General features: G+C 62.9%; 12 protein-coding genes and 6 pseudogenes. 15 read left to right on the top strand and 3 right to left on the bottom strand.

Annotation, left to right across the window (positions count from 1 at the left end):
* The 3 genes and pseudogenes from X738_RS78970 to X738_RS78980 all read left to right on the top strand — a co-directional run.
* Positions 1–539: Mu transposase C-terminal domain-containing protein (locus X738_RS78970; RefSeq protein WP_023803909.1), on the top strand; the 539-nt coding region annotated here is incomplete at its 5' end.
* Position 540: 1 nt separating this feature from the next.
* Positions 541–1,420 (top strand): annotated as a pseudogene (locus X738_RS78975) (TniB family NTP-binding protein).
* Positions 1,417–2,460: a TniQ family protein gene (locus tag X738_RS78980; RefSeq protein ID WP_023803911.1), complete on the top strand. Its 1,044-nt coding sequence runs from the start codon at positions 1,417–1,419 to the stop codon at positions 2,458–2,460. Before X738_RS78975 ends, X738_RS78980 begins: the two are co-directional and overlap by 4 nt.
* A gap of 17 nt (positions 2,461–2,477) precedes the next feature.
* On the opposite strand, the gene scpB is transcribed toward X738_RS78980, so the two are convergent.
* Both scpB and X738_RS78990 read right to left on the bottom strand, forming a co-directional pair.
* Positions 2,478–3,218, bottom strand: a complete 741-nt coding sequence (scpB, locus tag X738_RS78985) for an SMC-Scp complex subunit ScpB (protein ID WP_023803912.1) — start codon at positions 3,216–3,218, stop codon at positions 2,478–2,480.
* A gap of 3 nt (positions 3,219–3,221) precedes the next feature.
* Positions 3,222–4,232 carry a DUF1403 family protein gene (locus tag X738_RS78990; RefSeq protein ID WP_031257062.1) on the bottom strand — a complete coding sequence of 337 codons (1,011 nt, stop codon included), beginning with the start codon at positions 4,230–4,232 and terminating at the stop codon, positions 3,222–3,224.
* Between the two features lie 127 nt (positions 4,233–4,359).
* On the opposite strand from X738_RS78990, the gene X738_RS78995 reads away from it, so the two are divergent.
* The 11 genes and pseudogenes from X738_RS78995 to X738_RS79030 all read left to right on the top strand — a co-directional run bounded on the left by X738_RS78995 (position 4,360) and on the right by X738_RS79030 (position 13,979).
* Complete coding sequence (locus X738_RS78995; RefSeq protein WP_023803914.1) at positions 4,360–5,484, top strand: tyrosine-type recombinase/integrase; 1,125 nt, start codon at positions 4,360–4,362, stop codon at positions 5,482–5,484.
* Positions 5,485–5,764: 280 nt separating this feature from the next.
* Positions 5,765–6,859 carry a hypothetical protein gene (locus X738_RS79000; RefSeq protein ID WP_023803915.1) on the top strand — a complete coding sequence of 365 codons (1,095 nt, stop codon included), beginning with the start codon at positions 5,765–5,767 and terminating at the stop codon, positions 6,857–6,859.
* Between the two features lie 9 nt (positions 6,860–6,868).
* A pseudogene (locus X738_RS79005) lies at positions 6,869–7,654 on the top strand (integrase); the annotation flags it as partial.
* A gap of 349 nt (positions 7,655–8,003) precedes the next feature.
* On the top strand, positions 8,004–8,213 hold the full coding sequence (locus tag X738_RS79010) for a hypothetical protein (protein WP_023803918.1): 210 nt from the start codon (positions 8,004–8,006) through the stop codon (positions 8,211–8,213).
* A 113-nt stretch (positions 8,214–8,326) separates the two neighbouring features.
* Positions 8,327–8,438: pseudogene (locus tag X738_RS88015) on the top strand (integrase); the annotation flags it as partial.
* Positions 8,439–8,715: 277 nt separating this feature from the next.
* Positions 8,716–8,916 (top strand): annotated as a pseudogene (locus X738_RS88020) (AAA family ATPase); the annotation flags it as partial.
* Between the two features lie 4 nt (positions 8,917–8,920).
* Complete coding sequence (locus X738_RS88025) at positions 8,921–9,229, top strand: DUF4143 domain-containing protein (protein WP_245277876.1); 309 nt, start codon at positions 8,921–8,923, stop codon at positions 9,227–9,229.
* Positions 9,230–10,031: 802 nt separating this feature from the next.
* On the top strand, positions 10,032–11,240 hold the full coding sequence (gene repA / locus X738_RS0144735; protein WP_031257063.1) for a plasmid partitioning protein RepA: 1,209 nt from the start codon (positions 10,032–10,034) through the stop codon (positions 11,238–11,240).
* Positions 11,237–12,235, top strand: coding sequence for a plasmid partitioning protein RepB (gene repB / locus X738_RS79020; protein ID WP_031257064.1), 999 nt, complete (start codon positions 11,237–11,239; stop codon positions 12,233–12,235). The genes repA and repB overlap by 4 nt, the downstream gene beginning before the upstream one ends.
* A gap of 155 nt (positions 12,236–12,390) precedes the next feature.
* Positions 12,391–13,596 carry a plasmid replication protein RepC gene (repC, locus tag X738_RS79025; protein WP_031257065.1) on the top strand — a complete coding sequence of 402 codons (1,206 nt, stop codon included), beginning with the start codon at positions 12,391–12,393 and terminating at the stop codon, positions 13,594–13,596.
* A 121-nt stretch (positions 13,597–13,717) separates the two neighbouring features.
* Positions 13,718–13,979, top strand: a pseudogene (locus X738_RS79030) (type II toxin-antitoxin system Phd/YefM family antitoxin).
* A gap of 160 nt (positions 13,980–14,139) precedes the next feature.
* Here X738_RS79030 and X738_RS79035 read toward each other — a convergent pair.
* Positions 14,140–14,319: a hypothetical protein gene (locus tag X738_RS79035; protein WP_031257066.1), complete on the bottom strand. Its 180-nt coding sequence runs from the start codon at positions 14,317–14,319 to the stop codon at positions 14,140–14,142.
* Between the two features lie 107 nt (positions 14,320–14,426).
* Here X738_RS79035 and X738_RS0144740 point away from each other — a divergent pair.
* Positions 14,427–14,633 (top strand): annotated as a pseudogene (locus X738_RS0144740) (DUF1403 family protein); the annotation flags it as partial.

The following is a 14,633-nucleotide window of genomic DNA, read 5'->3' on the forward strand; positions in this document are numbered from 1 at the left end:
GCCGGGCGCGCAATCTCCCGCGCTTCGACGATGATGCCATGCGGGTCCTGCTGGCATTCATGCCCGGGAGGGAACGACGCATCTCGCCGCAGGGCGTCAGCATGTTCGCCCTCGACTACTATTCGCCCTGGCTGGGCGGCCTCGTCCCGCAACGAGACCGCCTGGGAAGGCTCGAGCTCCGATACGATCCTCGCGACATCAGCCACGTCTATATCCGGGATCCGGAGACGAGGGAGTTCCGGTCCGTGGGGCGGCGCGACGGAATGCTCGCTCCGATGACGTTGTGGGAGCGCGAAGCTGACCGCTCGCAGCGGCGCGCCGCAAACGCGCGAACGGATGTCGAAAAGGTGACGCTCCGCCGACGGATCGCGGAGATCGCCGGTGGACAGAAGCCGTCCAAGATCGAGCTGCGCAATGCCGTGCGCAAAACCCACGCGGCAGTGGCGCCCAAGCCCTATGATGCGATGCGTCCGGCGACGCCGGCGCCTGCCGAGCATCCCGGACGCCAGAAACGCCGTCTGCCGGTCGAGGAATGGTGACGTGGCGGACCATCTGCTCGACCAGGTTCGCCCGTATCTCAACCGCAGCACGGAAGAGCGTATCTGCTACATCCAGGCGCCGCGATGGATCGGACATCAGGTTGCGGTCCAGGCGCATGAACGCCTTGCCGAGCTGATGGGTCGGCCGCCGGCGTTGCGGACCCGAGGCCTGATGTTGGTCGGGCCCTATGCCAACGGCAAGACGATGATCGCGGAACGGTTTGCGGTAGAGCACCTGAAAACGTCCGAGCGGCAAAGAGTGTGGGGTGGTGCAGACGCGCGAGGGCGCCGGCCTTGCCCATTTCTATATAAGCGTCCTGCAGGCATTGCGCGCGCCGACCGGCAGTAGCCGGGATGTCGGCCGCAAGGCCGAGCAGATCGACCATCTGCTCGACAGCCTGAAGCCAAGGATCTTGATCTTCGACGAATTCCACAATGCTCTTCGCGGCCGGGCCCGCGACGTCGAGGCCGTGCTTGCCTTCCTGAGACGGATCGGGCGCCAGTTCGACATTCCGCCGGTTCTGATCGGGGAGGTCGCTGTCTACGATTTCATCAACCAGACCGCCGAAATGGCGACCCGGTTCGATTTGCACGCGGTGCCGCGCTGGGAATATGGCGAGGAGTTCCTCGCGCTGCTCGACAGCCTCGAAGCCGCCTTGCCACTCGCTCGCGTTTCCGATCTCTCGGATGAACCGATGGCGCGGATGATCTTCCAGCTTTCCAAGGGACTGATCGGCGAGACCGTGGCGATCGTCTCGGCGGCGGCCTTGGCCGCGGTGAGGTCTGGTACGGAGCGGATCACGAGATCTGGGCTCGAGGCGCTGAACTACAGTCCGGTCTCGAAGCGCAGCCGGGCGCCGGTGCGCGATTGCCTGTTGTGAACGGTGACGCGACCGGCGCGGGCTTCGCCATCGAGATCCGCGAGCGATACGGCGACGTCGCTCGGGATCGGTGGCCCGTGTCCGTTGACCCGCTTCCGGATGAGCTGCTGTCGAGCTGGCTCCACCGCCTTGCGATCGCCAACGGAATCGCGCCGCGGGCGTTCGCCGGCGTCCTCGGGCTTGGCGACGGGATGTGGTCGCCCCGCCTCGACCTTCTGCTTCCGCTTGAGATTGCGGCTCTGCTCCTTGATCAGTCAGGCGTTCCGCATGAAGCAATCTCACCGATGGCGACGACTGGCTGCGCGTTTACGCCGCTCCTGCTGCCGCTGCGCGAGAACGCCCACCGGAACCGTTCAACCTGGATGCAGTATTGTCCCCGGTGCCTTGCCGACGACGATGCGCCGTATTTTCGCCGGCGGTGGCGACTGGCGACGCGGATCTCCTGCTTCGTGCATGGTTGCGGTCTTCGAGATCGATGTCCCGCCTGCCGCCACGGGATCGCCACCTTTGACCAGGTCGACCTTGTGCCACAGCATTTCTGCGCACGATGCGTCTTCGATCTGCGCGGCGCTACGAAGGTGCCGATCAAAACGGCGGCCCGGCGCCTGGAGCGTGCGGTAGACGACATCTGCAGGGTTGAGGCGATCAAAGGATCGCCGGCGACCAGCGATTTGGTTCCGCGTCTCCTGCGCGCGCCGAAGGCCATCGATGCGGGCCCGGCAAAGAGCCTGACAAGCCTGTCGACATCAGCGCGCATCCGTTGTTTCGAGTTGCTTGCGGCCGGACCATTGGATTGGCTGGTCGCCGGCCAGGATGCTGTTGCGGCGCACCGGCGCCGGAGCATACTGGCCGCAGGCGGCCATGACGGATTGATTGCCGGCCTCGCCGACTTCCTGGCCAAACATCAGAAGCGGCCGAGATCCGATCGCCCGACACAGCCGAGTGCTGGTCTTGCCGATTTGCTGACCGCCTATCTGCGCGTGGCGGGCGATCGGACCGCGTCAAAGCTCCATCGCGACCTTCCAGCTCAGCGAGCCTGAGATCGGCGCCGGGTCCTCTACTCGTCCAGGACGACGTCGGCGGCGTCATCGCCGCCAACCGAAAACCCCGGCATGATGTCGCCGGCCAGCAGCTTGTCCTTCGACAGCAGCCCGGCATCCTCGAGCGCCTCGAAGTCCGGCAGGTCGCGCAACGTGTCGAGACCGAATTCGAGCAGGAATGCTTTGGTCGTGACATAGGTGTAAGGCGCGCCCGGCGTCGGGCTGCGCGGGCCGGAGGCAATCAGCTTCGCGCCGCGCAGGTGGCCGATCAGGTCGCGAGAAATCTCCTTGCCAAAAAACGACGACAGTTCGGCGCGCGTGATCGGCTGGAAGTAGGCGATTGCATTCAGCACCAGCACCTCCGACTGCGTGAGATCACCCGCGCGTTCATTGCCGCCAACGGCCGTGCCAAATGCACTGCGGATGGCGTCGGCGTAGGCCGGCCGCGTCAGATGCCGAAAACCGCCGGCGACGGCGACCAGGTCGTAGGGGCGGCCGCGCAGGTCCTCGCGGATGTCGTCGATGAGGAGATCGATGCTGCAGCTTTTGCCGACGACGCGCGCCAGCATTTCGCGTGTCACAGGCTCGCTGGCGGCAAAAATGGTCGCCTCGACGCGGTTCATCCATTCCCGCCAGCGCACCTCTGCCGGCAGATGGTCAAGCTCCCGATCAAACAAATGGTCATTGGAACGGCGGTCGCCGGGCCGATCGTCATCTGACCGGCCTTTGCCTCGTCTGGCGCGCGCGCCCTCCACCATCGGCTACAGCCCGTAGATGCGGAATGTGGCGCGGCCCGACAGCTCGCGCACGGCGCCGAGACCGACCAGTCGGTCGAACAGGCGGCGCAGGCCGCGGTCGCTCATCCCGGTGCTTTTGTCCCCGCGCCAGGCGACGAGCGCATCGTCGTTCAGCAAATGGTCGACGACAAGGTCCGCACCCTTCGCCCTGAGCTTCGGCGCGACGGCAAGCAGCCGTTCGGCGCGGCGGCCGAGCTCGGCCGACAGGTCGATGGCCCGCAGCGCGGCCCGCGCCTGCGCCACGAGCAGGCCCTGCACTCTCTCCCTGCCCGGCACCTGGTTCCTCTCCGTCAGGCTGGTTGTTTTCGGTCGCACGCCACGCGTGCTCCCGCCCGATGCAGGCTGCGTTCCGAGCAGCGGCACCGCATGTGGCCATCCCAACCTTTGCGCGAGCAGGGCGTCGGCGAGCCAAGAGTCAAGATGGCGTCCGAAGCCGTGGCGCGCAGTAGCCGCGAACGCGCCGGTCAGAATCCCGACCACCCCTTCGCTGGTGGAGAGCTGCCGAAGCTCGTCCGCCAGATCGCTGACTGCTTCGTCGTCGCCGGCGTCGCCAAGCTCTTCCTGCACGGCGGCAAGGCCTGCCTCCGTCAGCAAATCATCCGTGGGTCGCGCCGCCAGCAGACGCCAGGCGAGCAGAAAAGACCCGGCGGGCCCGACATCGTCGCCCGGGCGAGTGAGGAGCAAAGAATCGCGCAGTGCGGCCTCGTCTTCGGTGCGCCCCGCCTGCCGCGCCATCGCCGCGGCCGCCGCGAGCGCCAGGCGCTGCCGCCAGGCGCCGGCCCATTTTCCGCCCCGGCGCACCACGGCATCGAGCGCGCCGATCGCGGCTCCAAAGGCGATCGCGGCATCTTCAACGGTTTGCGCCGTCTCGACTGCCTTGCGCAGCCAGGACGGCACCGGTGCCGCATGCACGATCGGCTGGGGGCCGAGCGGCAGGCCATGAAGGACAGGAGACGGTTTGGGGCGAAGAATCATCCTCGGCAGCATGACTAACGGAGGCGCTTTTGGCAACGAAGATGCCGATAAACCGCCGCGCTTGTCGATGTCCTTTTATGTCCGGTAAGGTTGCCTTATCGGACATATGCGCCTAGCCTGCCAAATCATGGAAAATCCCCCGGCCAAAGCCACTGAAAACGACCTCTCGGACGCGGACGATCTCGACGGCGATCTGCCCGACATCGTCGATCTGGTCATGGATATGGGCGCCTCACCCCCCGCCCCGCGGGCGCCGTCGCGGCTGGAAGCCCTCGTCGAGACCGCGACGGCCTACGCCAACGCCGCCAGCTCCGACAACACGCGGGACGCCTACGCCAAGGACTGGCGGCATTTCATCTCCTGGTGCCGTCGGGAAGGCTTCGACCCGACGCCGCCCTCGAGCCAGGTCATCGGCCTCTATATCGGCGCCTGTGCCTCAGGCACCGCTGCCGGCGATCCGAAACGCGGCCTGCCCTCGCTCTCCGTGGCGACAATCGAGCGGCGTCTCTCCGGCCTCGCCTGGAACTTTACCCAGCGCGGCGTGCCAATGGATCGCGCCGATCGGCATATTGCCACCGTGCTCGCTGGTATTCGCCGCAAGCACGCCAAGCCGCCGCGGCAGAAGGAAGCCGTGCTCGGAGACGACATCAAGGCGATGGTCAATACGCTCGGTCATGACCTGCGCGGCCTGCGCGACCGGGCGATCCTGCTGCTCGGCTTTGCCGGCGGCCTGCGGCGGTCCGAGATCGTCGGTCTCGACGTCGTCCGCGACGACGACAGCGACGGTGCCGGCTGGATCGAGATTTTTCCCGACCAGGGCGTTTTGGTGACGCTGCGCGGCAAGACCGGCTGGCGCGAGGTTGAGGTCGGCCTCGGCGCATCCGACCAGACCTGCCCGGTCGCCGCGCTCGAGAGCTGGATCCGTTTCGGCCGTATCGCGAGAGGCCCGCTCTTCCGCCGCATCTTCAAGGACAACAAGACCGTCGATGTCGAGCGGCTCTCCGACAAGCATGTCGCCCGCCTGGTCAAGCAGACCGCACTCGCCGCCGGCGTCCGCTCCGATCTTCCGGAAGGGGAACGTGCGCTGCTGTTTGCAGGGCACTCGCTGCGCGCCGGCCTTGCCTCTTCGGCCGACATCGAGGAACGCTACGTGCAGAAGCAGCTCGGCCACGCCTCGGCCGAGATGACCCGCAAATATCAGCGCCGTCGCGATCGGTTCCGGACCAATCTCACCAAGGCCAGCGGTCTTTGAATGGCCCCTCCCCTCCCCCGATTGAAGCGGCTACGCGACGGTTGGAGGGGCAGGATTTCCAGCTTAGAGTTTCAATTGAAATCGGGAAGTAAAACCGACAAGCGGACTTGCAGGCGACTTTCTCCCGCGCGTTGATCACGTCGATAAGTCCCCCTTATCGACAGTGATTGATCTCGCCGCCCAAATCAGCCAGAATCGTCCTCCAGATGCCCGCTGGAAACGGCCCGCGCGAGCCGAGAAGCAAGGCGCGGCTTTTTACCGCGCAAAAAGGGCGCCCGGCATGAGCGAAGAAAAACCCGTCCGCCTGCCCGACCCCGCTTCCGTCGAAATCGTGCTCGCATCTCTGGAGGCGCAGTCGGCCGACGCCGAGCTCGCTACTGCCCTCAACACGGCCTTTCCGGGGTTTGCCTTCACCGTCGTGACGATCGACGATCCCTATTGGTGCAACCCTCACGCTGTTGTCGCTGCCGACGGCACGCGCCACGGCGACCACCGTGCCTGGATCGAGAGGGGGCTGGCCGAACTCAACGGCGATCTCACCGCCTTCTGGAACCGGCATCGCGCGGACGGGACAAAATTCGCCGAATGGCGCGGCGCCAGCGCCTTCGCCTTTGCACCGACCGGGCCAGGCGTCGCCGACTTCGTGCAACTCTCGCTCGGCCGCGAGATCGAGGTCCTGGCCGGCCCCGTAGTTGATGCCGACTACCGCCCCAACAGCGTCGACCATCTCTTCGAGCCGACCTGGGTTTCTCGCGACTCCGCTGCTGAGGCGCAGCAGCTCGCAGGACCAGTCTACCGGCTGCGCGGCCGCGCCGGCGGCGGCGTCGCCCACATGAGGAGTTTCCTGGCGCGCCGGGCGCGCATCGACAAGGAACAGCGCGAGGCAAGCCGTCCCGAGCTGGAAAACCGCATCATCCATCAGGTCGGCCCCCACGGCACGCGCGACACCGCGTTTTTAGACGCCAATCCGGACTGGTTCGATTTCGTGCCGCGCGAGAACCGCTTTTTTGCCGACTGGGAGCGGTCGAGCGCTTGCGCCCGCCGCATTTTTGACCATTGGGCCTTCGACATCCACGATCTTGAGCATCGTGGCCGGCGCGAGATCGGTTTTATCCCGCTGCCGCTCAAAATGCCCGCCGAGAAGCTGTTATTGGAAGAAGGCATTTCGGTGCACCGCCTGATGGCGCGGACCGAGGCGATCGACGCCGAGATTGGCCTGCCCTTCGCCTGGTTCTTCCTGATGACCCACGGCTACTGGGTCGATCCGGACGTCGGCGAGGCGATCGCTGAAGGCCTGCGCCAAGGACGGGTGCGTTTGCCCCATCGAGACGCCGCAGTGCTGCTCGCCTGGGCCGACCGGCGCTATCTGTTCTGAGCGGTCGCCATGGATGCACGCCTGCCAAAGCCCGTACCCGACCCAAGAATCCGGCGTGCGGAGGCGCTCGCCGCGCTGGATTCGGTGCTGCCCTTCGACCGCCGCGACCGCTTGGCCGAGCTACTCTCCGACGACGATGTCGAGACGCTGCGCCACCTGGCGAAGGAAGGTTATCGGCGACAACTCTCTGCGCGCGCTTGCCTCCGACCTCGCCTATCTCGAGGCCTGGTGCCAGGCCGCCGTGGATTCTTCTCTGCCCTGGCCGGCGCCGGAGCCGCTTTTGATAAAATTCGTCGCGCATCACCTGTGGGATTTTTCCAAGCGCGAGACCGATCCGAGCCACGGCATGCCCGAAGACGTGTCGCAAAGCCTGCGCGCGCAAGACCTGTTGCGGAAAATTGGCCCGCACGCGCCGAACACGGTGCGCCGATGGCTGGCCAGCTGGTCGACGCTGACGCAATGGCGCGGCCTCAAGGCAAGTTCAACGCACCGGGTTTGCGCAGCGCCCTAAAACTCGCTGTCCGCGCCAGTCCGCGGCCGCGCGGTCGCAAGAGTCAGAAATCAGTGACAGCCGACATTCTGGGCGCGGTGCTCAAAACTTGCGTCGGCGAGCGCCTGCCAGACTTGCGCGACCGCGCCCTGCTGCTCGTCGCCTTCGCCTCGGGCGGCCGCCGCCGCAGCGAGGTTTCGTCCCTGCGCGTCGAGCAGATCGTTGCGCAGGATCCGGTCCCGGCCGATCCGAAGGATCCTGAAAGCCCAACATTGCCTTGCCTGAAAATCCAGCTCGGCCGAACGGCATTCCGCTGTCCGAAGCCATGCAGCAGTCGCAGCACCGCTCCGTGCAACAGGCATCGCGCCATTACCACGACGTCGAGCGCCAATTGGGACGCGCCGCGCGGCTGATCGTCTGATCGGCCTCGGGCTCACTGGTCCCAGCCGCGCTGTTCGGCTCAAAACGATCCCACTGCGCTGCACATGGCCGCTGAGCCGCGAAATCGCGCTTCCCGGGTGCCGGGGAACTTGCTCAGCGGGGCCTGACGTTGCAAGGATCAAACGTGTCGTAGCGCGAACGCAGTACCCATCGCGCACCTTGATCTTAGCCCAAATAGGCTAAACAAATCCTTAAACCCGGGAGTGCGCATTGATGGAAACCAGGATCATCGACAGCCGGGATGATTTCGCGCAATGGGCGATCGATCGGGCCAATGCGATCCTGACGGATCAGGGTTCGGAACTCGCCACCGCCGTCCGCAACGGAAGCGAAGCCCAAATCAATGAGACAGCACAGGCGTTCGGCCAGGCGATTGTCGATGCGCTGCTTGAGGCGTTCGACGGCCTCGCAGGCGACGAATGAGCCGCAGGCCACATGACTGCTGGCGATGGAAACGGCGGCCGGCACGCGGGCTCACAGATCCATCCAGCCTCGGCCGGCAGAGGAGTAAAGGCCCTTTGCGGGCCAACCGCTGCGCTGGCCTGGCCTCCTCGGCCGAGATCGACGAGCTATGTTCAGAAGCAGCTTGGCCATCCCTCCAAGATGATCCGCAAATACCAACTTCGACGCGACCGGTTCCGGGTCAACTTCGGCGGCAGGGCTCTGAAAAGCCCTCCCCCTCCCCCGTTTGAAGTCGTAAGGTGGAAACTGCCGTTCGAGAGTTTTACTAGCGCATCAATTAAAATCGGAAAGTAATACCCAGCATCAGCGGATAGCTGCAATCCCTGTGTGCGTGGCGGCTTATTCCTTGCAAAACCGGAACTTTACTCCATGATTGCAATGATGATCGAGCGGCGCATCACGACTGAACTCACGGAGCTATTGGACAGCATGCCCGCCGTGGCGCTGCTTGGACCACGCCAGGTTGGCAAGACCACGCGCGCTCGAAATAGCCGAACGGCGACCTTCTATCTATCTCGACCTCGAATCCGACGCCGACCGCGCCCGGCTCACGGAGCCGGAACTATATCTGGCCGACCATGAAGATAAGCTGGTCATCTTGGATGAGGTCCACCGGCTACCGAACCTGTTCCAAAACCTGCGAGGACTAATCGACCGCGGCCGCCGCGTTGGGCGAAAAGCCGGCCGCTTCTTGCTCCTGGGATCGGCATCGATCCACCCTAAGCAATTTCTACCGAACAGCTGCGGGTGCGGAGATCGACTTGCTACTAACGCTGCCGGGCCAGCGCCTCTGGGCCATCGAAATCAAGCGTAGCCTGACGCCAAAGGTCGAAAAAGGGTTCCATCAGGCCTGCGAGGACCTTGCTCCGGAGCAGCGCTTCGTCGTCTTTCCAGGATCGGAGCGATTTCCGCTCCAGCATGGCATCGAAGCAGTGCCCCTGCAGGATATGGGCAGGGCGTTGCTTGACGAAGCATGATGCAGAAGTTCTGGCATTCCGGTCAGGGCGAGGCTCAAGCTCCCACCTTCACTGCGAAAGCTGCAGAGCGAAAACCCAGATCGCGGCGTGCTTCGGTCTACACAGTGGCACCCGCTGGCGCCTATTCGGCGCTTCTCTGTAGGCTCTTCTGCAAAACGGACCCGCTCACTCGCGCCGTCGTATGACCTGCTCATCTCGACGTCCGCGACCGTCCGTGTTGCTGACGGATTTCGCGTCGGCGGGCCGCCGTCACAGCGAAATTGCTGCTCTCCGGGTCGAACAGCTGGTCGAGAAAGAGTCCCGCTAAGGCACCCGACGGCGAAAAACTGCCCTGCCTGTCGATGAGGCACCGCACCAAGACGACACAGGCCGACAGCGACGCTTTGGTGCTGCTTGCCGGCCGGCTGGTGACTGCGCTGTAGTCGTCGCTCGAGCGCGCCGGGCATTGCCCAGCACAGGCGGCGACAACGCACTGGACTAAACTTATGGTTCAAGCCCGGGAGGCTGGGTTCGTGCAGAGAGTGCGGCGGTGCCGGTACGGGCGCCAGCGGTTTTAGTCACCTTTTCGTTGAAAGAACGGAGAGTTGGCCGCGGCCAACTTTGCATTCGACCACGACAGAGGCACTATTGGGGCCAAACGATTCGCACGAAAGAAGCAGTTGGCCGCGGCCAACTTTGACCGTGGTTCGCGGGAAACCGTTGAATCATAAGGGTTCTTGGCATGGTTACCGAATCATGCCATTTTCGATACGGTTTTTTAGCAATTCCTGCCTAAAAAGCGCATCGAAAGGGGAAATCGATGTTGCATAATCAAAACGTATCGACGGCCATGTCTTCCGACGCGCGGATTTCTCATCATGCGCGCCAGCTGTCTATGCAGCTGCAGTTACTACGAGAGCGCCTGTTTCCGCCGTCTTCCCAGAAAATGTTGAAGACGTTCACCTCTGGCGAAGCCGCTCATCTCGTCGGGGTGTCAGACGGCTACCTACGGCAGCTTTCAATAGATGGCAAAGGCCCTTCACCCGAGGTGTCCCAGACTGGACGACGGTCGTACTCTCTCGCCCAAATTCATGAGTTGCGGCAGTACATGGCTTCTATCAAGCCGAAGGATGCACTCGCTTACCTTCCGTGGCGGCGGAGCGGCGAAAAGCTTCAGACGATTGCCGTCGCCAATTTTAAGGGCGGCAGTGCGAAGACAACGACATCCATCTACCTGGCACAATATCTTGCCCTGCATGGGTATCGTGTTCTCGCGGTTGATCTCGACCCGCAGGCTTCGTTGTCGTCGATGCTCGGTGTTCAGCCGGAGTTCGATCTAGAGGAAGGCGAAACCCTCTATGGTGCGATCCGCTACGACGAGAAACGGCGGCCGCTGAAGGAAATAATCAGAAAAACGTACTTCGCTGGCCTCGACCTCGTTCCCGGAAACTTGGAACTGATGGAGTTCGAGCACGAAACCCCCACTGCGCTGATGGCGCGGAAGACAAGCAACTACGAGATATTCTTCCGACGGGTCGGCATGGCGTTGGCCGAAGTCGAAGCCGATTACGACGTTGTGGTGATCGACTGTCCGCCGCAGCTCGGATACCTGACGCTTGGTGCGGTTTGCGCGGCGACATCGCTTCTGATCACCGTCCATCCTCAGATGGTCGACGTGGCGTCAATGTCGCAGTTTCTGCTGATGACTTCCGACCTTCTGTCGGTCGTCCGGAATGCAGGCGGCGATCTGAACCATGATTTCATCCGCTATGTCATAACGCGCCATGAGCCGCACGACGGTCCGCAGGCACAGATCGTTGCCCTGCTGAGAAGTCTGTTCGGGGACGAGGTTTTGGCCGCGACAGTCCTGAAATCGACGGCGATCGCCGATGCCGGGCTCACGAAACAGACACTCTATGAAATCGAACGAGGACAAGTCCGCCGCTCGACATTCGACCGGGCAATCGAATCCCTTGATGCAGTCAACGGAGAAATCCTCGATGGCATTGAAAAGGCATGGGGGCGGTCATGAGCAGACGAGACGTTCTGAGCGGAATATTCGCCGATACGACGCGAGAGTTGGCCGCGGCCAACTTGTCCAAAGCGACGGACGGCGGTCGTGTTCTGGCAGGTCCCGTAAGGACGATGGGGCTTGCCCTCGACCGCATGGATCAGGAAGCCAGAGAACTTCAGGAAGCCTTGAAGTCCGGCGAGAGGGTCGTCGAACTTGATCCCGAACTCATTGACGGCTCATTCGTGCGTGACCGCCTCGACGGCGAGATAACCGCAACAGACGATATTGTGAGGTCGATCGAGGAAAACGGCCAGGAAGTGCCCATCCTCGTCCGGCAGCACCCCGATATCGAAGGACGATATCAGGTTGCCTATGGCCATAGGAGGCTTCGTGCTATCCGACTCCTGAGGCGGAAGGTAAGGGCGGTTGTCAGGCCATTATCGGACAATGAACTCGTCGTCGCTCAAGGCATCGAAAACACTGCGAGAAAGGACCTTTCTTACATCGAGAGAGCGGTCTTTGCCTCAAGCCTCGAAGCACGCGGCTTCGGCCGCGATCTGATCATGCAGGCGTTGAGCACTGACAAGACGGAACTGTCGAAACTGTTGTCTGTCGCCAAGAGCATTCCGGACAGCCTAGTCAAAGCCATCGGTACCGCACCCTCTATGGGCCGCCGCAGGTGGATGGATATCGCCGAAAAGATCACTGATCCCAAAGCGCTGGAAGCCGCTAGAAATGCCATCGACAGGCCCGAATTCGAGGCCTTGGGATCGGACGAACGCTTCATGATGGTTCTTGCGGAGGTTTCGAAAAAGCCGCAGCGAGAACAGACAGTCAGCCAGTGGAAACCGAACGGCGGCAAGGTCGCGGCAAAGATCAAGGACACCGGGGCGGCCTATACGCTCTCCCTCAAGACCTCCGGAGCCGATGAGGGCTTCGGCGCATATCTGACAGGACGGCTGGATGATCTCTATGCCGACTGGCAGACAAACAGGAAACGGAAACAGGAGTAAACCGCAAAAGAAAAAGGCCCCCGAACGTCACCGTCGCGGAAGCCCTTCTCATCCTTTAGCAAGCTGAGAATCACATTTTCGCGAATCACTGTCAAGAGTCTAGGCGTCGATTCGGCGAGCAAATTTCTTTTGCCTAATTGAAGGCGAAGGAAGAAATGGAAACGGGTATTGCAACGACGCCCTTTGGGCGGCGCCGGATGTCGCTTGCCTTGTTGGCAGCGCAAAACGACTCACGTGAAATCCCCAAGAACAGGGTCGTTGAGAAATGGCAGATCTACCGCGACCTGTGCGAGGGCAAGAGCATCGTCGGCATCGGCGATCGCGCCCTGGCCGTCCTGAATGCGCTGCTATCATTCTATCCTGACAGCGAGCTGAGTGAGGAAAACGGCCTCATCGTCTTTCCCTCGAACGCACAGCTGTCCCTCAGGGCGCACGGCATGCCCGAGCCCACAGTCAGGCGGCACCTGGCGGCCCTTGTGGACTGCGGGCTGATCATCCGTCGGGACAGCCCGAACGGCAAGCGTTACGCCCGCAAGGGCCGGGGAGGGGAGATTGAGGAAGCATTTGGCTTCTCCCTGGCGCCGCTGCTGGCCCGTGCCGACGAGTTCGAAGCGGCGGCTGAGCGTGTTCGCGCCGGCAACAGGGCGCTTAGGCTTATGCGCGAGCGGATCACCTTACACCGCCGTGACATCCACAAGCTGATCGAGGCGGCCGTTGACGAAGACGTGCCGGGCGACTGGGCAGGCCTGTGGAAGCGTTTCCGCGGCATTGTGGAGGCAATTCCGCGCCGAGCCTCCATCGTCGAGCTTGAGCCGATCGTGGGCGATCTGGCTGCATTGCGTGACGATGTGGATAAGCTGCTGGAAATTCATATGAAATCCACGAATCCGAGCGGCAATGACTCTCAAAATGAGCGGCAGCAAACTGATTCAAATACCGACTCTATATTTGAATTTGAACCTGCTTTAGAGAAAAGCGGGGCGGCGGCCGAGCCAAGGACGAGGACCGCAGAGGCGCCGAAAACCTACCCGCTGGGGATGGTGCTGAAGGCCTGCCCCGAAATTGCGGATTATGCCGTCGACGGGATCGGCAATTGGCGCGATCTCATGATAACCGCCGCCCAGGTGCGGGGATATCTGGGTGTTTCGCCGTCAGCGTATGAGGAAGCCTGCCATGCGATGGGTCAGGAGACCGCGGCGATGGTGATCGCCTGCATTCTGCAAAGGGCACAGCACATCAATTCCGCCGGCGGCTATCTTCGGGCGCTGACTGATAAGGCCAAGGCGGGGGCGTTTTCGGTCGGGCCGATGCTGATGGCGGCGCTCAAGGCCAACGGCGCCACAGCAAGGATGACGGGATGATGATCGCCAAATCCCGCAGCTTATCGCTTTGCGCCCAGCTCAAGCGCGAATTACGATGGCCGGCTGACACATGTGGAAAGCCCGGAAAACCCGTATATTCCGGAAGAAATGAGTTCAGCCGATGACCACCACCGTCACCGCCGTCTCGAAAAACTTCGGCGCCTATCAGGATGCCGCGGTTCACGACCCTGTCATCATCACCAATAACGGCCGGCCTCGCACCGTGCTGCTGGCTTACGAGGATTTTGTCCGGCTGTCGAAGCGCGACCGGCGGGTCGATCTGACCGCGGAACTCAGCGCCGAAATCGCCGCTGTCGAAGCCGTCGAAATGGAGCCGGGGCCTTGACCATCTCAACGGCGAGCTTCCTCCGGCAAAGGTCTGACGGATGGAAGGACGCCCTCCGGCTCTTTCCAGCGCTTGGCTGGTCTTGCCAAACCTGACGCGGTCCGCGCAGCGACACGGTGGCCAGCAATCCGGCGCTGCGCCCAATCATCCTTGCAATTGTGGAGTGCGACTCCTATTTTGCGAGGAAGAATCGAAGCTCACGCCGCCTCGGCTGCTGCGGTCGAGCGTTCCAGCATGGCGATCAGATTATCCGGCAGCACCGCCTCTTCTGAGGGCGGGTGCGGTATGGTTGTTTGCGCCTGCCGGCCATGACGGTTGCGATATGTTTGTTCTTGCCCAACGCGCATTTCCGGGTTTTGATCGACGCGGGAGAGCATCTCCTCTAGAAAGATCAAAACGAAAGGCGGTTTATCGTTCGTTTTTAACTATCGACGGGCACGGCGGCTTTCGGCCATTTTCGTTGCCAGAAGCGCCGCGATGATTCATGCTGTCGACGATGATTCTGCGCCCGAAACTGCTTCGACATACACCTGTGGCCGTCACCGGCGCAGCCCCGGCTGCGCTGGCCACTCCCGTGCCGACCTGGCTGCGCGCCGCGGCGGCCGGTCCGGACTCGGTTGAAGATGCTGCGTTTGCCGCGGCCGCGGCGCTGACCGCCCTCGACGCGGTGGTGCGCCGGCAGGAGCGATGG

It is taken from the genome of Mesorhizobium sp. L48C026A00 (assembly GCF_000502375.1).
GTDB lineage: Bacteria > Pseudomonadota > Alphaproteobacteria > Rhizobiales > Rhizobiaceae > Mesorhizobium > Mesorhizobium muleiense.